The 19,915-nt window shown below is 63.4% G+C and carries 16 protein-coding genes and 2 tRNA genes; 9 read left to right on the top strand and 9 right to left on the bottom strand.

Annotation, left to right across the window (positions count from 1 at the left end; all coding sequences use genetic code 11):
• Position 1: 1 nt before the first annotated feature.
• Both sdhD and sdhC read right to left on the bottom strand, forming a co-directional pair.
• The gene (gene sdhD, locus ACZYGA_RS10335; RefSeq protein WP_077379219.1) at positions 2-349 is read right to left on the bottom strand and encodes a succinate dehydrogenase, hydrophobic membrane anchor protein; all 348 of its coding nucleotides are present in this window, start codon (positions 347-349) and stop codon (positions 2-4) included.
• Complete coding sequence (gene sdhC, locus ACZYGA_RS10330; RefSeq protein WP_043333108.1) at positions 343-720, bottom strand: succinate dehydrogenase, cytochrome b556 subunit; 378 nt, start codon at positions 718-720, stop codon at positions 343-345. Before sdhC ends, sdhD begins: the two co-directional genes overlap by 7 nt.
• 391 nt (positions 721-1,111) lie before the next feature.
• Between sdhC and gltA the strand changes: the two genes are divergently transcribed.
• Positions 1,112-2,398, top strand: a complete 1,287-nt coding sequence (gltA, locus tag ACZYGA_RS10325) for a citrate synthase (protein ID WP_077379217.1) — start codon at positions 1,112-1,114, stop codon at positions 2,396-2,398.
• 239 nt (positions 2,399-2,637) lie between these two features.
• Positions 2,638-3,525, top strand: a complete 888-nt coding sequence (locus tag ACZYGA_RS10320; protein ID WP_479399098.1) for an NAD(P)-dependent oxidoreductase — start codon at positions 2,638-2,640, stop codon at positions 3,523-3,525.
• Between the two features lie 575 nt (positions 3,526-4,100).
• On the opposite strand, the gene ACZYGA_RS10315 is transcribed toward ACZYGA_RS10320, so the two are convergent.
• The 3 genes from ACZYGA_RS10315 to gltX all read right to left on the bottom strand — a co-directional run bounded on the left by ACZYGA_RS10315 (position 4,101) and on the right by gltX (position 5,942).
• Positions 4,101-4,176: transfer RNA gene (locus tag ACZYGA_RS10315), tRNA-Glu, on the bottom strand.
• An 18-nt stretch (positions 4,177-4,194) separates the two neighbouring features.
• Positions 4,195-4,270, bottom strand: a tRNA-Ala gene (locus tag ACZYGA_RS10310).
• A 196-nt stretch (positions 4,271-4,466) separates the two neighbouring features.
• Positions 4,467-5,942: a glutamate--tRNA ligase gene (gene gltX, locus ACZYGA_RS10305; protein ID WP_077379213.1), complete on the bottom strand. Its 1,476-nt coding sequence runs from the start codon at positions 5,940-5,942 to the stop codon at positions 4,467-4,469.
• A gap of 301 nt (positions 5,943-6,243) precedes the next feature.
• On the opposite strand from gltX, the gene cydD reads away from it, so the two are divergent.
• Genes cydD through ACZYGA_RS10290 form a run of 3 tightly spaced genes read left to right on the top strand, consistent with a single transcriptional unit; the run spans position 6,244 to position 10,764 of the window.
• Positions 6,244-8,055, top strand: a complete 1,812-nt coding sequence (cydD, locus tag ACZYGA_RS10300) for a thiol reductant ABC exporter subunit CydD (protein WP_479399097.1) — start codon at positions 6,244-6,246, stop codon at positions 8,053-8,055.
• The gene (gene cydC / locus ACZYGA_RS10295; RefSeq protein WP_479399096.1) at positions 8,052-9,875 is read left to right on the top strand and encodes a thiol reductant ABC exporter subunit CydC; all 1,824 of its coding nucleotides are present in this window, start codon (positions 8,052-8,054) and stop codon (positions 9,873-9,875) included. The genes cydD and cydC overlap by 4 nt, the downstream gene beginning before the upstream one ends.
• A gap of 25 nt (positions 9,876-9,900) precedes the next feature.
• Complete coding sequence (locus tag ACZYGA_RS10290) at positions 9,901-10,764, top strand: Rossmann-fold NAD(P)-binding domain-containing protein (RefSeq protein ID WP_084209311.1); 864 nt, start codon at positions 9,901-9,903, stop codon at positions 10,762-10,764.
• A 36-nt stretch (positions 10,765-10,800) separates the two neighbouring features.
• Here the strand turns inward: ACZYGA_RS10290 and ACZYGA_RS10285 are convergent, their stop codons facing one another.
• The 3 genes from ACZYGA_RS10285 to ACZYGA_RS10275 form a co-directional block, all read right to left on the bottom strand.
• A complete protein-coding gene (locus ACZYGA_RS10285) occupies positions 10,801-11,700 on the bottom strand; it encodes a LysR family transcriptional regulator (RefSeq protein WP_043333112.1) in 900 nt (299 codons plus the stop codon).
• Positions 11,701-12,135: 435 nt separating this feature from the next.
• Entirely contained in the window at positions 12,136-13,188 is a 1,053-nt protein-coding gene (gene corA, locus ACZYGA_RS10280) for a magnesium/cobalt transporter CorA (RefSeq protein WP_404983543.1), read from the bottom strand.
• A 798-nt stretch (positions 13,189-13,986) separates the two neighbouring features.
• Positions 13,987-14,541 (bottom strand): carboxymuconolactone decarboxylase family protein, encoded by a 555-nt coding sequence (locus ACZYGA_RS10275; protein ID WP_077379203.1) that lies wholly within the window; start codon positions 14,539-14,541, stop codon positions 13,987-13,989.
• A gap of 273 nt (positions 14,542-14,814) precedes the next feature.
• Here ACZYGA_RS10275 and ACZYGA_RS10270 point away from each other — a divergent pair, with 273 nt between their 5' ends.
• From ACZYGA_RS10270 to ACZYGA_RS10255, 4 genes are all read left to right on the top strand, one after another.
• Positions 14,815-15,432, top strand: coding sequence for a TetR/AcrR family transcriptional regulator (locus ACZYGA_RS10270; protein WP_341541783.1), 618 nt, complete (start codon positions 14,815-14,817; stop codon positions 15,430-15,432).
• A 148-nt stretch (positions 15,433-15,580) separates the two neighbouring features.
• Positions 15,581-16,588, top strand: coding sequence for a tRNA dihydrouridine(20/20a) synthase DusA (gene dusA / locus ACZYGA_RS10265; RefSeq protein WP_176503032.1), 1,008 nt, complete (start codon positions 15,581-15,583; stop codon positions 16,586-16,588).
• Between the two features lie 477 nt (positions 16,589-17,065).
• Positions 17,066-17,362, top strand: a complete 297-nt coding sequence (locus ACZYGA_RS10260) for a hypothetical protein (protein WP_404626480.1) — start codon at positions 17,066-17,068, stop codon at positions 17,360-17,362.
• 2 nt (positions 17,363-17,364) lie between these two features.
• Positions 17,365-18,462: a peptide MFS transporter gene (locus ACZYGA_RS10255; protein ID WP_404626482.1), complete on the top strand. Its 1,098-nt coding sequence runs from the start codon at positions 17,365-17,367 to the stop codon at positions 18,460-18,462.
• A gap of 144 nt (positions 18,463-18,606) precedes the next feature.
• On the opposite strand, the gene ACZYGA_RS10250 is transcribed toward ACZYGA_RS10255, so the two are convergent.
• Positions 18,607-19,632 carry a succinylglutamate desuccinylase/aspartoacylase family protein gene (locus ACZYGA_RS10250; protein WP_077379197.1) on the bottom strand — a complete coding sequence of 342 codons (1,026 nt, stop codon included), beginning with the start codon at positions 19,630-19,632 and terminating at the stop codon, positions 18,607-18,609.
• Positions 19,633-19,915 lie beyond the last annotated feature (283 nt).

Genomic DNA, 19,915 nt, shown 5'->3' with positions numbered 1-19,915 from the left:
ATCAGGCTCCCCACAGGACTTGAACGCCCCAGACCAAGAAGATGAACAACGCAAGGATGACGAAGACCTGGAAACCGAAGCGCAGCGCGGTCGGCTTCATGTAATCGGTCGCCACGGTCCACAGACCGATCCAGGCGTGTGCGGCAATCGCGATGAATGCCATCAGAGAGAAGATGCGCATTGCCGTGTTCTCGAACAGACCACTCCAGGTGGCGTAATCGAGGTTCGGGTGCAGCAGGAGATAGCCGACCATGAACACGGAATAGGCTGCCAGAACCACGGCAGACACACGCTGCAGCACCCAGTCAGACAGACCACTGCGACTGAAATTGGTGATGTTGTTTACCATACCCAGACTCCCGCCAGGACCACGAGAACGGCACTGATCACGACAGTGACCTGCGCCTTGCGATTCGCACTTTCAAGTTCGACACCAATATCCATGTCCATCAGCAGGTGCTTGATACCTGCCACGAAATGGAAACCGAGGGCAGACAGCAGGCCCCAGGCCACGATCTTGGCAAGGAAATTGGTTGCCAGGGTGTCACGCACTGCCTCGAACCCTTCCGGGGAGGACAGCGAGGCATCGAGTGCCCACAACGCGAACACCAGGCCCACGAACAGAATCACGCCGGTAATACGGTGAGTGATTGAAGTAAGGGCAGGGAGAGGGAATTTGATCGTCGTCAGATCGAGATTTACGGGTCGTTTGCTATTCACGGCTCTTACACACTCTCTTGGCCCAACACGGACGCAAGCCCGCAGGGGCGGTGGTTTGAGGAAGGGTCTCGGGCGCAGGCCATCCACGGTACCGAGCCGAATTTCCCGCCAGTCGCGCGACGGAGGATTATAGGGGTTGGCCATTAGCATGACAAATGACACGACGTCGCATAGCCGCAACCACGAATTGCACAAAATGCGGCGATCAGGACGCAACCTGAAGGGCATGGAACGACAAACGTCGGGAAACTGACGCACAGCGCAGCATCGCACGTCTCTACGCCGAGTGGCGAATTGACAATCTTTGGCGGGCTTCTATAGTGGGCGGGATTGATGCAAGCCCGGCATGGCAAGCAAGTCAAAGAGTTACGCGAATAATGAGGAGGTCGGCATGACTGACAAGAAAGCGACACTGACGGTAGACGGTATCGACAAGACCATCGAATTTCCGGTCTATTCCGGCACGCTCGGCCAGGACGTCATCGATGTCCGCGGCCTGACCGCCGAAGGCATGTTCACCTACGACCCGGGCTTCGTCTCCACCGCCGCCTGCGAATCTTCCATCACCTTCATCGATGGCCAGAAAGGCGTCCTGCTGCATCGCGGCTACCCCATCGACCAGCTGGCCAAGAGCTCCAACTATATAGAGCTGTGCTACCTGCTGCTGTTCGGGGAGCTGCCGAACAAGGAAGAGTACGACAAGTTCGCGCAACTGATCGGCAACCACACCATGGTGCACGAGCAGATCGTCAACTTCTTCAAGGGCTTCCGTCGTGATGCCCACCCGATGGCGATCCTGTGTGGCGTCGTCGGTGGCCTGGCCGCCTTCTACCACGACAACCTGAACATCAACAACGAGAAGGAACGCTACGTCAGTGCGGTGCGCCTGATCGCCAAGATGCCGACCCTTGCGGCCATGTGCCACAAGTACAACATCGGCCAGCCGTTCATGTACCCGCGCAATGACCTCTCCTACGGCGAGAACTTCCTGTACATGATGTTCGGCAATCCGTGTGAGGAGTACAAGATCAACCCGGTGTTCGCCAAGGCGATGGACACCATCTTCATGCTCCACGCCGACCACGAGCAAAATGCCTCGACCTCCACCGTGCGTCTGGCAGGCTCCACCGGCGCCAATCCGTTCGCTTGCATCAGCGCCGGCATCGCGGCACTCTGGGGCCCGGCACACGGCGGCGCCAACGAGGCCGTGCTCAACATGCTCGATGAGATCGGCGAGGATTCCGAGGAGAACATCCAGCGCTTCATCGACAAGGCCAAGGACAAGGATGACCCGTTCAAGCTGATGGGCTTCGGACACCGCGTCTATCGCAACTTCGATCCGCGCGCCAAGGTCATGAAGGAGACCTGTGACGAGGTGCTGGAGCAGCTGGGCATGGCCGACGATCCGCAGCTCAAGATCGCCAAGCGTCTGGAGCAGATCGCACTGGAAGACGAGTACTTCATCGAGCGCAAGCTGTACCCGAATGTCGACTTCTACTCCGGCATCATCCTCAAGGCGATCGGCATCCCGACCAACATGTTCACGGTCATCTTCGCCATGTCACGTACCATCGGCTGGATCTCCCACTGGAACGAGATGATCGCCGGTGGCCATCGTATCGGCCGCCCGCGCCAGCTCTACACCGGCCACCCGCAGCGCGACTACCCGGCCAAGTAAGCCACGTCGCACCCCCGGCAGCCGACCGAAACCGCCTCTCAGGAGGCGGTTTTTTCGTTTCTGACGCCCCTGCCCTGCTCGCCTGCCTCACGCCCCTGTCACCCCTCTGCACATGCCATCAGTCATATACAGTCCCTCGCCCCACGCCAGACGTGCTAGCGTAATGTCACGCGGTACCGACACCGCCGTCATGCCCAGCAAGTCCGCCTTTCGCTGATAGATGACCAGGAGCCCTTCGCATGTCAGAGACACACGCAACGCCACGCATTGCCGCCTTCATCGGACTCGGCGTCATGGGTCACCCCATGGCCGGCCACCTGACACGCGCAGGATGGGAAGTGCGCGTCTACAACCGGACCCGCTCGCGCGCCGAACAGTGGTGCGAGGAGTACGGCGGCACCCATCACGCCACGCCGCGAGAAGCCGCGGAAGGCGCTGAAATCGTGCTGATTTGCGTCGGCAATGATGATGACGTGCGCAGCGTCACCTACGGCGCCGATGGCGTACTGGCCGGTCTGCCGGAGGGAGGACTGCTGGTGGATCACACCACGGCCAGCGCTGATCTGGCGCGAGAGCTTTACGTGGCGGCGCGCGAGCATTCGGTCGGCTTCGTGGACGCCCCCGTGTCTGGCGGCCAGCAGGGGGCCATCAATGGCGCGCTGACCATCATGTGCGGCGGTGACCCGCAAGATTACGAGCGCGCAGCACCGGTACTGGCGCATTACGGGCGCATGGTGAAGCGTATCGGGGAGACCGGCGCCGGCCAGACCACCAAGATGGTCAACCAGATCTGCATCGCCGGACTGGTTCAGGCGCTCTCCGAGGGACTGCACTTCGCCGAGCAGGCGGGACTGGATCGTGAGGCGGTGATCGAGGTGATCTCCAAGGGCGCAGCGGGCTCGTGGCAGATGGAGAACCGACACGCCACCATGATCCGCGATGAGTACGAGCACGGCTTCGCCGTCGACTGGATGCGCAAGGACCTCGACATCTGTCTGGCGGAGGCACGCCGCATCGAGGCAAGCCTGCCGGTGACGGCGCTGGTCGATCAGTTCTATGCCGACGTCCAGAGCATGGGGGGCGGCCGCTGGGACACCTCCTCGCTGCTCAAGCGCCTGGCCAGATGAGGCGAGCCCTCCCCTCTCGAAGCGGCCTCGCCCGCGTCATCGCGCAGCGAATCAGGCACTGAACGAATGACGTCCTGCTAGCCGTGCAAGCCGCCCGATGAAAAGCGCCGATTCCAGCGTCAGCGAGACGTTGGAATCGGCGCTTTCTTGATGCCGCATTGCAACAACCCTGTCACCGTCACGCTGCGCTGCCTTTTTCCACACTATCTGTGGATAACCTCGTTGATAACCCTTAGACAAGCGCTTCCAACCTGCATGACAGCGGGCTTACCAACAGATTGCACAATTTTTAACCAGCTTATAAGCCATTGATATAAAAGAAAATTTTGGCATGCAGGAGCAAGCGCAGACCGGATGGCCGCACTTCGAGGGGGAGTATGAGGAAAGTTCACGTCCTGGCCGCGCAGTGGACAACACAACAGCGATGTCAAGGGCGACTTGGGGATAACATGCGTTTCGAGCGACACACCGGCTGTGCATAAGCCGAAATCAGAGACAAAAAAAACACACCCCGCAAGGTGTGCTTTTTGTTGACTTCCCGAGGCCATCACAGGCGACTCGAGATGTCAGAAGAGTGGCGTCCCATAGGGGGTTCGAACCCCTGTTACCGCCGTGAAAGGGCGGTGTCCTGGACCACTAGACGAATGGGACGCAGTCGCTTGAGAAACTTGGTGGAGCCTAGCGGGATCGAACCGCTGACCTCAACACTGCCAGTGTTGCGCTCTCCCAGCTGAGCTAAGGCCCCGTCTCTCAAGAACGAGGCGTATATTACTGACCCGCCTCGTAGTCGTCAACTTCTTTTTCACACAATCCCGTCGCGCGCCTCATCAGGGCCACCAGGGCAGCCCGACAGCGCCTTGAGAAGGCTCAGCGCCCTGCTGCAGCGCATGCCCCCATGACACACGTTCGCCATGGGGGCCCTTCAGGCATCACTGACACCCTTACAGCTCGCGATATTCCTTCTCGAAGCGCTTGGCAGCCTTCTTGGAGACGCCACCCAGCACTGCCACGGCATGACGCAGACGTGCACGGGTCATATCGGAACCGAGAATGACCATCGCATCCATCACCGAGGTGGAGGTCGCCGAGCCAGTCACCGCCACGAACACCGGCGCCAGGAAGTCCTTCATCTTGAGTTCGAAGTGCTCGGACAGCAGCTTCACTTCCGCCAGCAGGTGCTCCTTGTCCCAGGTGCTCACGGCCTCGAGCTTCCAGGTCAGGAACTGCATCTGACGCACCAGATCTTCGCCCTGAAGCTTGGCCTTGGCGAAGTCGTCCGGCGTGATGGCCGGCAGTCCGGAGAAGAAGTGCCCCGCCAGCGGAATCGCCTCGGACAGCGTCTCGATGCGCGGCTTCACTTCCGGCAGGATCTGCTTGACGTAGGACTCGTTGAAGGCCCATTGACGCAGCTCGCTCAGCAGCTCGTCCTCGGACAGGTCACGGATGTAGAGACCGTTCAGCCAGCTGAGCTTCTCGACATCGAACACCGGGCCGCCAAGGGAGACGCGCTGGATGTCGAAGTGCTCCTGCATCTCGCTCAGCGTGAACTTCTCGCGCTCGTCCGGCATGGACCAGCCGAGACGCCCGAGATAGTTGATCACGGCCGCCGGCAGATAGCCCATGCGGCGGTAATACAGGATGGACGTCGGGTTCTTGCGCTTGGACAGCTTGGTCTTGTCCGGATTGCGCAGCAGCGGCATGTGGCAAAGCTCCGGCATCTGCCAGCCGAAGTACTCATACAGCAACTGATGCTTGGGTGCCGAGTTGATCCACTCCTCACCGCGCATCACGTGGGTGATCTCCATCAGGTGATCATCCACCACGTTGGCCAGGTGGTAGGTCGGCATGCCATCGGACTTGAGCAGGATCTGCGCATCGACCTGGGCCCAGTCGACCTCGATCTCGCCGCGCAGCATGTCCTTGACCACACAGGTACCGCTTTCCGGTACGTTCATGCGGATGACGAAGGGCGCACCCGCCGCTTCACGACGTGCCACTTCCTCGGCCGGCAGGGCGAGATCGGACGGCTTGAGCGCCATGTGCAGACCCTCGGCCTTGCGGGAGTCACGCAGCTCATCCAGCTCCTCGCTGGTGCGGAAGCACTTGAAGGCGTGGCCGGCATCGATCAGTTGCTGGCAATGCGCGGCATAGATGTCGCCACGCTCGCTCTGGCGATACGGACCATGGGGGCCGCCGACATCCGGACCTTCCGACCATTCGATGCCCAGCCAGCGCAGCGAGTCGAGAATCATCTGCTCGGACTCACCGGTGGAGCGGGTCTGATCGGTATCCTCGATACGCAGAATGAACTCGCCACCGTGCTGACGAGCGAAGCACTGGTTGAACAGGGCGATATAGGCAGTGCCGACGTGGGGATCACCAGTCGGCGACGGTGCGATACGCGTACGAACGGTCATGTGGAGTCCAGTATTTCAGGGGGAGTGTCAAGAAGGGTGTCGAAAAGCGTCTCGAGATGACGGCCGGGCGCGAGGCGCGACAAGATCTCGAACCAGCCTGGCAAGTGGTGCCCGGCCAACACGCTTCAATTCGGCAGCCTGTACTGGGGGCATATTATACGCAAGGTGAAGATGTGCGACAGTGCGTCACCGTGTGCCAACGCCTCCACGGCGGTAAGCTGACGCCCGATGATCGTCCGCCGTGACGCCTGGCGCCCGCGCCTTCTCACCACCCCCTCTGCCACCACCGGCAGGAGCCAGCATGTCCCGAACCACCGCCTCGTCTGATGTTGCCTCCCCCCTTCACGCCGACGCCTCGTCGTCTGAGTTCGTGCCACGCCGCTGGCTGGAGACCCTGGCCCGAGCTGGCGGCCACTGGCCGAACATCGCCATCGGCTGCGCCCTGCTCTCGACCCTGGTGCTGCTGGCACAGGCGTGGAGCATCGCGCGCCTCGCCCAGGGCGTGGCGATCGAGCGCGAGTCGCTCATGACACTGTGGCCGGCCATCGCGGTACTCGCCGCCAGCCTCTCGCAGCGAGGCGCGCTTGGCGGGCTGCGCAGCTACGCTGGCACCCGTGCCAGTCAGCAGATCCGTCGCCGCCTGCGAGAGCGTCTATTGCAGCGCTTCGCCGAACTCGGCCCGCTGTGGGTGCATCGCCAGCACCGCGCCAGCCTCGCCAACCGTGTCTGGGACCAGGTCGAGTCGCTGCATGGCTATTACGCCGATTTTCGCCCCCAGACTCGCCTGGCCGGGCTCATCCCGTTGCTGCTGCTGGCGGTCGTCTTTCCGCTCAACTGGGCGGCGGGCCTGATTCTGGCGATCACCGCCCCGCTGGTGCCCATCTTCATGATTCTGGTCGGGATCGCGGCGCGCAAGCGCTCCCGCGAGCAATTCCAGGAGATGGACCGCATGGGGCGCCACTTCATGGACCTGCTCACCGGCCTGAAGACGCTCAAGCTGTTTGGCAGCGCCAGACGCGGCGCCCAGGTCGAGGCCGTCAGCCACGCCTTTCGCAAGCGCACCATGCGCGTGCTGCGCCTCGCCTTCCTGTCCTCCACGGTGCTGGAATTCTTTACCGCCGTCTCCATCGCGCTGCTGGCGGTCTATCTCGGCTTTCACTTCCTCGGTCATCTGCAGTTCGGCACCTGGGACGAGGCACCGCTGACGCTGCAGACCGCCCTGTTCATTCTGGTGCTGGCGCCCGAGTTCTATCAGCCGCTGCGCGAGCTGGGCGTGCACTATCACGCCAAGGCCGAGGCCGAAGCGGCCGCGCTCGACCTGGCGCCGATCGTCGGTGCCACCCCCTTCTCCCGTCAGCATACGGCTGACGACGTGAACACCGCGCCGCCTCGCAGCGCGACCCGCCCCATCACCTTCAGCGCCCTGAGATTGCAGGACGTGAGCGTGCGCCATGCCGGCCAGCTCCCGGACACGCCCCCGGCGCTGGGCCCGCTGTCACTGCAGATCGCCGCCGGTGAACGAATCGCCATCACCGGCTCTTCGGGGGCGGGCAAGTCGACATTGCTCAACCTGCTGCTGGGCTTCGTCGAGGTCACCGACGGCATGCTGTCTCTGAATGGACATCCCTTGACCCAGGGTCTCCCGGCCGGCACGGCCACCTGGGTGGGCCAGGAAACGGTGGTCCTGTCCGGCACGCTGGCCGACAACCTGCGACTGGCGAAGCCTCAGGCCAACGACGACGAACTCGAGGCCGTACTGGCCAAGGCCGACCTGTCCACATGGCACGCCAGCCTGCCCCACGGACTCGCGACACCGCTTGGCGAGGGCGGTCAGCCACTGTCCGGTGGGCAGGCACGCCGCCTGTCGCTGGCGCGCGCCTTCCTGCATGATGCGCCGCTGGTGCTGCTGGACGAACCCACCGCCAGTCTGGATGCCGAGAGCGAGGCACGTGTGATCCGGGCACTGCAACGCCTCGGCGAAGGCCGCACCCTGCTGCTGCTCACACATCGTCCCGAACTGCTGCCACTCTGCCAGCGGCTGATCCGTCTCGAAGGCGGCCGCCTGGTGGAAGATCGGCACCTGCAGGCCACCAGCCCGCGAGGTGATGCATGACACCCCCTGACGCCCCCCCGACCGCCCGGCCACTATCGCTTGGCGAACTGAGTCCCTACCTGGCGTTGATGCGCGAGCACCGGGGCTGGCTGGGTGTCGGCGCCCTGCTGGCGCTGATCACCCTGCTGGCAGCCACCGGGCTGCTGGCGCTGTCGGGATGGTTCCTCTCCGCCACCGCCGTGGCCGGCGTGAGCGTCGCGGCCACCCAGGCCTTCAACTTCTTCACTCCCGCAGCTGGCGTGCGCGGACTGGCACTGGCGCGCACCGCCGGACGCTATGGCGAGCGCGTCACCACCCACGAAGGCACGCTGCGCCTGCTGGCCAGCCTGCGTCGTCGTCTGTTCGACGCCATCGAACCCCTCTCCCCCGCCGCTCTGCAGCGTGCCGGGCAGGGCGAGCTGATGACGCGTCTGGGCGCGGATGTCGATGCTCTCGACAGCCTCTATGTGCGCGTGCTGATTCCGTCACTGGTGGCGGTGTGTGCCATCCTCGCCGCCGGTACGCTGGTCGGTGTTTTCGCGCCGACATTGGCGCTGATCACCGTGCTGGGGCTGGCGCTGACCGGGGGGCTGGTGCCGTGGCTGGCCTGGCATCTTGGCAGCCGCGATGCCATGCGCCATCAGGCCTCCGCCAGTCACCTGCGTGCCCGTCTGCTGGAGCGACTGCAGGGCCTGGGCGAGCTGGTCATCTACGGACGCTGGCAGGCAGAGCTTGCCAGCCTGGCGGAGCAACAGGCCGAGCGTGATCGCATCGAGCGCTCCCAGGCGCGTCGTCAGGCGCTGGCCACCTGGCTGAGCCATACCCTACTGGGGCTGACGCTGGCAGGGGTCGCCCTGCTCGGCGTCATGCAGATGGCGCCCCAGACGCAGACGGCTGTCGGTGATGTGACCGCCCATGCCGGCGAGCTGCTCGACGGCCGCCTGCTGGCGCTGTTTCTGCTGGCGATCCTCGGTGCCTTCGAAGCCCTCGCCCCCCTGCCGCTGGCCTGGCAGGGGCTGGGCCGCTGCCTGTCGGCGGCCGCGCGCCTCAACCAGGTACAGGCCGATACCCCGGCGCCACAGTTTCCGGAGGACTCCGCCGCCGCCACGCCTGTCGGGCATGAACTGGTGATCCATGACCTGAATGTCGCGCATGGCGACACTCAGGTGCTCGAGCAGCTGTCGCTGAGCCTGGCAGCGGGCGAGCATCTGGCCTTGCTTGGCCCCTCCGGCAGCGGCAAGAGCACCCTGCTGGAAGTGCTCAGCCGCTTCCATGCCCCGAATTCCGGCAGCATTCATCTGGGCGGTGTGGCGCTTGAGTCGCTCGACGAGGCCACACTGCGCGCAAGCTTCGCCGTCTGTCCGCAGGACACGCATCTGTTCTGCGCAAGCTACGCTGACAATCTGCGCCTGGCCGCGCCTGAGGCCAGTGATGAGACACTCATCCACATGCTGGAAAGCCTGGGGCTTGGCGAGTGGCTGGCCCGACAGCCGCAGGGGTTGGCTGGCTTCCCGGATGAGGGGGGCCGTTCGCTGTCCGGAGGCCAGCTGCGTCGCTTCGGCGTGGCACGGGCGCTGCTCTCGCCCGCCCCGATCGTGCTGCTCGACGAGCCCTGTGAAGGTCTGGATCGCGAGAGTGCCGAGCGGGTGATCAGCGCGATTCTCACGGCCTGCCGGGGACGCAGCCTGATCATGATCACCCATCAGCCGCTGGGGCTTGAGCGCTTTGCGCGTCTGGCACTGCTGGAAGAAGGGAGACTCAAGGAAGATGCCACGCCGACCACACTGCAGGCCGACTCGCGGCTGGCACGCCTGATGGCGCGCACCACGAATCAGGCCTGACTTGAACGCTTTCGCGGGAGGGACGATGACGGAATCCACACTCAAGGATCAACCACTGGCCGCTGACACCTTTGCACGCCTCCCACAGGGCTTCACCGCTCTGGTGACGGGTGCCGGGGGCGGTATCGGACGCGCGATGCTCGAAGAGCTGCTCGCCCACGAACGCTGCAGCCGGGTGCTGGCGGTCAGCCGTGACGTCTCGCGTCTGCCGGCACATCCCGCACTTGCCTCACTGCAGGCTGACCTGACCACCGATGAGGGCATGGCGCGGCTGGCAGACTGGCTCCGCGAGCAACTGGATGACACGGGACAGGAGGAGAACAAGGAGAAGCACGAGGAGAACGAGCCCAGGCCAGGCCAGCCACCGGCACTGATCCTCAACACCATGGGGCTGCTGCATGAGGAAGCCTTTGAGCAGCACGCGGCACTGTGGCCCGAGAAACGTCTCGAGGATCTCGACATGGCCGCGCTGACGCGCCTGCATCAGGTCAATGCCTTCGTCCCCGCCCTGTTGCTGGGGATGCTCGCGCCACGCCTACGCCGGCGCACGCCGCTGATCTTCGCCTCGCTCTCGGCGCGGGTCGGCTCGATCAGCGACAACCGCAGTGGCGGCTGGTATGCCTACCGTGCCAGCAAGGCCAGTCACAACATGCTGCTGAAGACCGCCGCCATCGAGATCGCGCGCCGCAATCCCGAGGCTGTGTTGGTCGCGCTGCATCCGGGCACCACCGATACCGGGCTTTCGGCCCCCTTTCAGGCGCGGGTCCCCGAGCACAAGCTGTTCACGCCAGGCTACGTGGCGCGTCGCCTGCTGCGGGTGGCGGGTGAGCTGTCGCCAGAGGACAGCGGCGGCTTCCGTGACTGGGCCGGCGAGCCGATCGACTGGTGACGGAAGCTGCGGGGGCGAGAGAGGCTGCGGGGGCGATCAGAGCTGCAGATGCTCCTGAAACCATTCGGTGATGAAGTCCAGATAGGCACGCGTCTTGTCGGGCAAGTACTTGCGCGAGCGAAACAGCACCACCATCGAGCCGTGCTCATTCCAGTAGGGCTGCAGCAACGGCACCAGCTCGCCGCTTTCCACTGCTGCGCGGGCCGAGAAGGTCGGCAGATAGGCGAGACCGAAACCGGCCTTGGCCGCCTCCACCACGCCGAGCAGATTGTTGATCACCAGCCGCGACTCCGGCTCCACATCGAAGGGCTGCCCGTTGAGCGTGAAGCGCCAGTGAGCGCCCAGATCGTAATTGCCGTAGAAGATGGTATCGAAGGCGCGGATGTCCTGCGGCTGCACCGGCGGGGCATTGACGCGCGCCAGATAATCCGGTGCCGCATACAGGCCATAGACCACCTTGCACAGTGGCCGCGAGACCATCGAGGAATCCGGCAACGGTCCCATGCGAATCGCCAGATCCACCGACTCATCGATGGGCTCGAAGCGCTGATCCTCCAGCAGGATCTCGACGCTGACATCCGGATAACGGCGCATGAAGGCGGTGGTCGGGGCGGCCAGATACATGAAGCCGAACGACACCTGCGCCGAGACCTTGAGCTGGCCCATCGGCTGGGAGGTGACGGACTGCACCCGCGCCTCGGCGGATTCCAGCTCCTCGCGGATGCGCAGACCGTGCTCGTAATAGATGCGCCCCGCCTCGGTGAGATGCAGCTTGCGGGTCGAGCGATTGATCAGACTCACCCCCAGCTGCTCCTCCAGTGCCGCCACGCGCTTGGACGCCAGCGACTTGGAAATTCCCAGGCGTCTCGCGGCGGCCGTGAAGCTCGCCGCTCGTACCACCTCGACGAAGACCCGCAGGGCATCAAGCGTCGCCATTCCATACTCCAGAGTTGATTCAGCTCCAGACGCCCATTGACGAGCGTCCTGCGTGACCACGCGAACATGTTTCCATATTGGAAACCCTAGTTTTCGATTGTACGCGCTTATTCTCCAAAGCGCGTCGCCCTATACTGGGCACCTCGAACATGCGGGAGCAGACGCGTCGCGGCATCGACCGTCTGCTTCCGGACTAGACCGTGAAGCGTCTGGCCTGCGTGGCGCAGTCAGGCGATTCAGGTTCGCGCTCAGGTAGTTGCACTGCTCATCCCACCGGGTCCCGGTGACTGGTCTGCATGGCGACACCCGCACGCGCGGTTTCGCCGTCGGCCCATCCCGGGCCTCGGTGGCGATCTTCAGTGTAGTAATGCAAGCTATTTGCGCGCCTGGCCGTCTCACGACGCCAGGCGCTTTTTTTTGCCTTTGATCAGCGACTTACAACCATTTCTTCCACTTGAAGAACAAGTAGGTCGAGAGAGCCGATGCCCCCATCAGGCACAGCGCGAAGGGATAGCCCCAGTCCTTGTCCAGCTCCGGCATCCAGTGGAAGTTCATGCCGTAGATGCTGGCGATCAGGGTCGGCGGCATGAACACCACTGCCGCGACCGAGAAGATCTTGATGATGCGGCTCTGGTCGAGGTTGGTGAAACCGATCGAGGCATCCAGCAGGAAGTTGACCTTCTCGAAGATGAAGGTGGTGTGCGGATTGAGCGAATCCACATCGCGCAGCATGTCGCGAATTTCCTGACGCCGAGCCTTGTGATGCGGCTCGGCGGGCAGATGGCGCGTCAGCTGACGCAACAGCCGCTGACTGTCCAGCAGGGCCTGGCGCACCTTGTCGTTGTAGCGCTCCTGCAGCAGGATGCCATGCAGGGTGTCCTCCAGCGATTCAGGATGCACCGCCTGCTTGCCCAGTACCTCCAGCGCGCGATAGATGTCCTCGATCTCATCGGCCAGGTAATCGACCTTCATCGCCAGCAATGCCAGCAGCACGTCCCAGCCATCCTGGGGACTCAGGCGCTGGCGACGCAGATGATTGCGGAACAGCCGCAACAGCCCGATCTCCTCGTGACGCATGCTGATCAGCTGCCGCCCGTGCAGATGGAAGGCGACGTTGGCGGTCTGCGGTTCGCGCCCCCTGCGATGGGGAAACAGCGAGACGACATGGATGCCATCGCCGGCCAGATAGAATCGCGAGGACGACTCGATCTCCTCGAGCTCCTCGATCTTCGGCAGCTCCACGTTGAACTGCTCGCTCACCCAGCGCTGCTCGGCCTCATCGGGCTGGCAGAGGTCGATCCACAGCACATCGCCACGCACCAGTACCGGAGGTGCCAGCTCATCACTGGCCAGCCGCTCGGCATGCAGGGCGCTGGCCTGCTCATGGCTGTCGGCGAGCTGCGGCGCCTCGCCGTCGGACATGTCGGGCAGCACGATCTGCTCGCCACGCAGGCGCCCGTCTTCATGAAGGCGATAGAGGGTAATCATGCACGGCCCCGTGTGAATGACCTGAAGGAAGGGCCATTCTAGACGAGATACCGGGAGTGCGGGGCCTGACAGAGGCAGGAGAAAGGCGCGACAGACGCTGACAGCCGTGACACCGCCAAGAAAAAGGGCGACTCGAAGAGTCGCCCGAAGACCGTGACTAGCTTGATGAGGAGAAACCTGAACAGGGGCCTGACTCCGCTGTTCTGGTCATCGCGTTCCATGGCGGGAAGCGATGACCCAAGATTATGCCCTGACAGATCGTCCGTCAATACCAATGAGAATTATTTTCATTAACCATTGAGACAGCGTTTATCTCACCATCACGGCTGGCCTCCATCGATGAGCTGACGTATCATGCCGCCAGAATATCAAGGTCGTGACTGGCCTGATGAGACGCCCGCCTCGGACCTGACATCCACACTCTGGCGGGCACGAAGCACCGCTCGACTCGCAAGCCTTCCTCCCTGTCATTGGCAGAGGGAAAGCGAATGACTCGAGAAGCGCTTCCGGACGCCTCCCTCGTGCAAGCGAAGGAGGCGTCTTTTTTTGCGCATGAAAAAAGCGGCTCACCCGTGAGGGGAGCCGCTGGCAAGGACCGTAAAACGTCTGATGAGAAGCCTCCCGGAAAGGGGCCTGACTCCACTGACCGGGGCACCGCTGCCCATGGCGGGGAAGCGATGGCCCCAGATTAGGTCGCGAGCACGCGTCCGTCAACACTAATGAGAAATATTTTCATTAAGATTGAGTGACGGCGCGCCTCACCCCGCTCGCAGGTCATGCATCATCCGTTCTGCGGCTTCAGCCCTGCTTGTGCCATTCAAACTTCTTGAACGGCTCGTCGATCGGCGTCTCGGCCAGGTGATTGGTGTAGTTGCTCATCACCTTCTGGGACAGGCCAAGAACCACTTCCAGCACGTTGCGCTTGGTGTAGCCGGCATCGAGGAAGGTCTGCACGGTAGCGTCATCGACGAAACCACGCTCACGCACCACGGCCAGCGTGAAGGTGCGCAGGGCTTCCAGGCGCTCGGTCGGCAGCGGCGTCTCGTTGCGCAGCGCCTCGGTGATGGCGTCATCCACCTTCATCGCCTTGGCGATACCGGTGTGTGCCGGCACGCAATAGTGACAGTTGTGCTCGACATTGATGGTCTGCCACACCACGGTGGTCTCTTCATCATTGAAGCTGCTGTCGAGGAACAGCTGGTGCAGTACCTGATAGCCTTCCAGCAGGCCCGGCGCCTCGGCCATCACGGCGTGCAGACCCGGCACCATGCCGAAGGCCTTGACGGACTTGTCGAGCAGCGGCTTGCTGTCCTGCGGGGCGGTATCGGCAGTGTGCAGCGTGAAATCGGTCATGATGACTCCTTCAATATGATGGACGAGATGAGCGCAATGGCAGGGCTGGGGAGGCGTCGTGAACGTCGTCGCTACCCATGATGATGAGCAATTGCTCAAAAAAAGACCTGCTCATGCGCTTCACTACGTTGTCGTGGGACACACTAGCTGGATTTGAGCGGTCATTCAAGTTAAAATTGAGTACTCACTCAATACCTTGCTCCTCGGGATCAGCCTCCCCTCCACACTGTGTAGAGTCAGGCGACACTCGCGAGCCCCATCGTCAGGACAGCCATGCCACGCGCGACCTTGCACAACCGCCAGGACTCCCTCGACCGGGCGCTGAATCTCTTCTGGCAGAAGGGCTTTCATGCCACTTCGCTGAAGGACATCGAGCGCGCGCTCGACATGCGTCCCGGCAGCATCTACGCCACCTTCGGCAGCAAGGATGGCCTCTTCCAGGAAGCGCTGGAGTGCTACTCCGCGCGCAGCCTGCGCGAGATGGAAAGCCTGATGGCCAGTCACGACTCGCCCTTGACCGCCCTCGCCGCCTACATCCGCAAGCTCGGCGGACTGCGTGACAGCGAAGTCCCGTCGCGCGCCTGCATGCTGGCCAAGAGCCTGCTGGAACTCGGTGAGCGCGAACAGGCCGCCCGCGACAAGGTCGAGACACTGCTCGCCGGCATGGAAGCCCGCTTCCGCCAGGCCTTCGCGGACGCCCGCGACGCCGGTGAACTCATCGACCCCGAGCGCCCCGCTCATCAGCCGGAACGCCTCGGTCGCCGCCTCCAGGCCGAAGTCATGGGCCTGCGCGCCTACGCCCAGCGTGAAGGCGAAAGCGACGCCGTCCGCCAGCTCGCCGAAGACATCGCCCAGGATATCGAGGCGCTGAAGGTCAACAACACGCATTGAGCCATGAGCGGAGCAATGGCTCGCGGCTCCCTCTGACTCGGCGCTTCGCCTCACATGCTGCTAGAATCACCGCCCGCTTATCTCGACAGCGCCTGCACCTGATGCTCCGTCCCCTGCTCCCACACCAGCCGATATGACTGCCATGCCGATGACACCGATTGACCGCACCTTTTCCGTTGCGCCGATGATGGAATGGACGACCCGTGACTACCGCGCCTTCGCGCGCGTGTTGAGCCGTCGTACGCTGCTGTACACGGAGATGGTGACCACCGGGGCATTGCTGTTCAATCCGGACCGCGAGCGCTTCCTGGGTCACGACGAGACGGAGCATCCGCTGGCATTGCAGCTGGGTGGCAGCGACCCGCAGGCGCTGGCCGAGTGTGCGGCGATCGCCGAGAGCTGGGGCTATGACGAGGTGAACCTGAATGTCGGCTGCCCGAGCGATCGCGTGCAGAACAACATGATCGGTGCCTGTCTGATGGGCCATCCGGAGCTGGTGGCCAAATGCGTGGCGGCGATGCAGGCGCAGGTGAAGATTCCGGTGACGGTGAAGTGCCGCATCGGGATCGATGATCAGGATGAGGACGCCGATCTCGAGCGCTTCATCACCACCGTGGCCGACGCCGGCTGCGAGACCTTCAGCGTGCATGCGCGCAAGGCGTGGCTGCAGGGCCTGTCGCCGAAGGAGAACCGCGATGTGCCGCCGCTGAACTACGGCCGCGTGCACCGTCTCAAGCAGGCGCACCCGTCCTTGCATATCGGCATCAACGGCGGCCTCAAGCAGATGGATGAGCTGCACGCGCAGCTGGAGCATGTCGACAGCGTGATGGTCGGCCGTGAGGCGTACCACAACCCCTGGTTGCTGGCGACGGTGGACAGCGAGCTGTACGGCGAGGCCGAGAATCCGCACACCAGCCGCCACGATGCGCTGCGTGCCTTCCGCCCCTACATCGAGAAGCGTCTCGCCGAGGGCGTGCGCCTCAATCACATCAGCCGCCATCTGCTGGGGCTGTTCCAGGGACAGCCGGGCGGCCGCCAGTTCCGCCGCCATGTCTCCGAGAACGCCCACAAGCCGGGCGCGGGCATCGAGGTGATCGATGACGCCATGGCGCGCGTGCCGGAGCACCGGCCCGAGACACAGGTCGAACAGGCCTGATCCGGCAGCCTCTGCCCCTTTCCTCAGGAACGCAGCATTTTCCAGAAGACCGTCCACTGACACCCGGCCCATGTGCCGGGTGTCGTCGTTCTGGCATTCCCATGTTCTCTACGTCCCAAACGATCCGTCGATCCGTCGATCCGTCGAGCCAGCGACCGGCAGCCCCTATCGCGAAAGGCGCGATGACAGAACATTCACAGATGCCGAAACACGCAACCCTGCGTCGCTGTATAAGCTGATAACTCCTTTAATACCAATGACATGCATGACTTTCGTTTGATTGTCTGACAAGGGCGTCTCGCGCAGAATGACTGACCATGCGGACAACAACAGGTCACGTCATCGTCACGTCGTGCTGACGTGTTGACGGCCATACAACGGCTCCGTCACCGGCTTCCCCCACAGACCTGTGGACCGGTCCATGCAGTCCCCCATCACGGACTGCGCTGCTCATGCTGACACATCCTTCGAGGTTCCATGTCCACATCCTCCCCCTCCGGAGCCAACAGCCGTGAGCTGTTCGGGCACCCGGCCGGACTCTATCTGCTGTTCTCCACGGAACTGTGGGAACGCTTCTCCTACTACGCCATGCGCGCCCTGCTGGTGCTCTATCTCACCGATGCCGTCACCAGCGGCGGGCTGGGCTGGAATCAGGGCGATGCCCTGCAGCTGTATGGCATCTTCACGGGGCTGGTATACATCACGCCGATGTTCGGCGGCGCACTGGCGGACAACTGGCTGGGCGCACGCCGCGCGATTCTGATCGGGGTCTGATCATGGCGGCCGGCCAGTTCGTGCTGGCCGTGCCACCGGACATGAGTGGTCTGGATGCCGAGATGCTGCTGTACGTCGGTCTCGGCCTGCTGATCGTCGGCAACGGCCTGTTCAAGCCCAACATCTCGACGATGGTCGGCGATCTCTATCCACAGGGCGATCACCGTCGTGATGGCGCCTTCACCATCTTCTACATGGGCATCAACCTCGGTGCGCTGCTGTCAGGTATCGTCGCGGGCTCCATGGCCGAAGGCTATGGCTGGAACGCCGGCTTCCTGGTGGCGGGTATCGGCATGCTGCTGGCGGTCGCCATCCAGCTGATCTTCGCGCCTCGCCATCTGGGCGAGCTCGGTGTGGAGCCCAGCGCCAGACGCGAGGCACGCCTGAGCAAGAGGAGCACCACCAGGACACCGCTGAGCCGCGAGGAGCGCGATCGCATCAAGGTCATCCTGGTGCTGGGTCTGTTCACCATCCTGTTCTGGGCCGGTTTCGAGCAGGGCGGCGGCCTGATGGCACTGTACGCGCAGGACTACACCGACCGCATGCTGATGGGCTTTGAAGTCCCGGCGGCCTGGTTCCAGTCGCTCAACCCGCTGTTCATCATCCTGCTCTCGCCACTGCTGGCGGGACTGTGGACACGCATGAATGATCGCGAGCCCAGCTCACCGGTCAAGTTCGCCTTCGGCCTGATCGCCCTCGGCATCGGTTTCGTGTGCATGATCGGCGCGGTGCTGGAGCAGAAAGCCGCAGGCAGCGCCTCGATGATGTGGCTGGTCGGTGCCTTCTTCTTCCACACCCTGGGCGAGCTGTGCCTGTCACCGGTGGGCCTGTCGATGGTCACCAAGCTGTCGCCGGTTCGCATGGGCGCGCTGATGATGGGCGCCTGGTTCGCCTTCGTGGCACTGGCCAACTACCTGGCCGGGATGATCGGCTCGCTGGTCGGCGAAGCCGGCGCCATGAGCGTGTTCGGTGGCATCGCCATCACGGGCGTGCTCGGCGGCCTGCTATTGCTGGTGTTCGCCGGCAAGCTGGTCGACTGGATGCACGGCGCGGAAGCGCGTCATGACGGCCCGCTCGAGACCCAGACCAGCCACGGCTGATCTCGCAGTCGTCGTCATCTTCACTGTCGACGACGACACGACAGGCTGCTGCAACAACGCAAACGCCCCGCTCATTGAGCGGGGCGTTTGCGTTGTCACTGCCAGCAACAGGGCCATTAAGTGGCCTGAAGTGAAACAAACCGCCTAGATGGAGTCCGGCACGAACAGCTGCTGGAAGTTGTCGACGGCGCTCTCGGCATCGTCGATCGCATGGAAGCGCGCCACGTGATAGAGCGCCTCGCCCTCGTTGGCCAGCGGCAGATTGGCCATGCCGATGATGATGCCATCCGCGGGCGACAGCACCTCGCTTTCGCTGTTGCCGAAGGGGTCGGCGACGATGCCAAGCACCTGATGCTTCTCGACACGGTCTCCGAGGCCCACGCGGCTCTGGACGATGCCATCGATGGAGGCGCGCGCCCAGCTGGAGCCGTTGGACATCTCCACCGCGCGGGAGCTGGGCTTGCGGTCGCGGTCCTTGGCCAGCATGCCGATGGAGCGCATCACGCGCTTCACGCCGCTGACACCCGGACGAATCGCCCACTCATCGAAGCGCAGCGCCTCGCCGGCCTCATAGGTGATGACCGGCACGCCACGGCCACTGGCATAGGCACGCAGGCTGCCTTCACGCAGCTCGGCGTTCAGCAGTACCGGTGCCCCGAAGGCATCCGCCATCTGGCGCGTGGCGTCGCTGCCGCTCATGGTGGCGCGAATCTGCGGCAGGTTGGTGCGGTGGATAGCGCCGGTGTGCAGGTCGATGATGTGGGTGGCCTGATCGGCGATCTGCTCACGGAACAGCGCCGCCACCCGCGAGCCCAGCGAACCGCTCTCGCTGCCCGGGAAGCAGCGGTTGAGGTCACGGCGGTCCGGCAGGTAGCGCGTGTGCTGCACGAAGCCGAAGACGTTGACGATGGGCACCGCGATCAAGGTGCCGCGCAGCCGCGCGAGGCTGGAACTCTTGAGCAGGCGACGCACGATCTCGACACCGTTGATCTCGTCGCCATGGATGGCACCGCACACCAGCAGCACCGGGCCGGGCTGACGGCCATGCACCACCTCGACGGGGATGTGCAACGGCGCGTGGGTGTAGAGCTTGGCGACAGGCACATCGACCTGGGCCCGCGTTCCCGGCGCGATGCGGGTACCGCTGATTTCAAATGGAGCGCGTGACATCGCCACCTCAGAGATTGTTCGACCAACGAGCGACAGGCGTCGTGACAGCTCCTGCCAGATCAGGCTGCTCGCCCAGTGTCTCGAAAGAAAACACTGTGCGACATGCGCCTTTTAGCGCATTGGTGCGTCAAGGGAAAGACTTCATTGCAGCGTGTCGGGATGAAGACCGGACGGAATTGTTCAACAATGGCATGACGCCGACGGCGTGACGACACCTGACCACGACATGGCGAGCACGATATGACGGGAGCGACATGGCGAGAATGACACGCCTCGGCCTCGT

This window comes from Cobetia sp. BL01 (assembly GCF_056493605.1).
The sequence above is the reverse complement of the archived record's forward strand: the minus strand, read 5'-3'. Positions and strand labels throughout refer to the sequence as shown.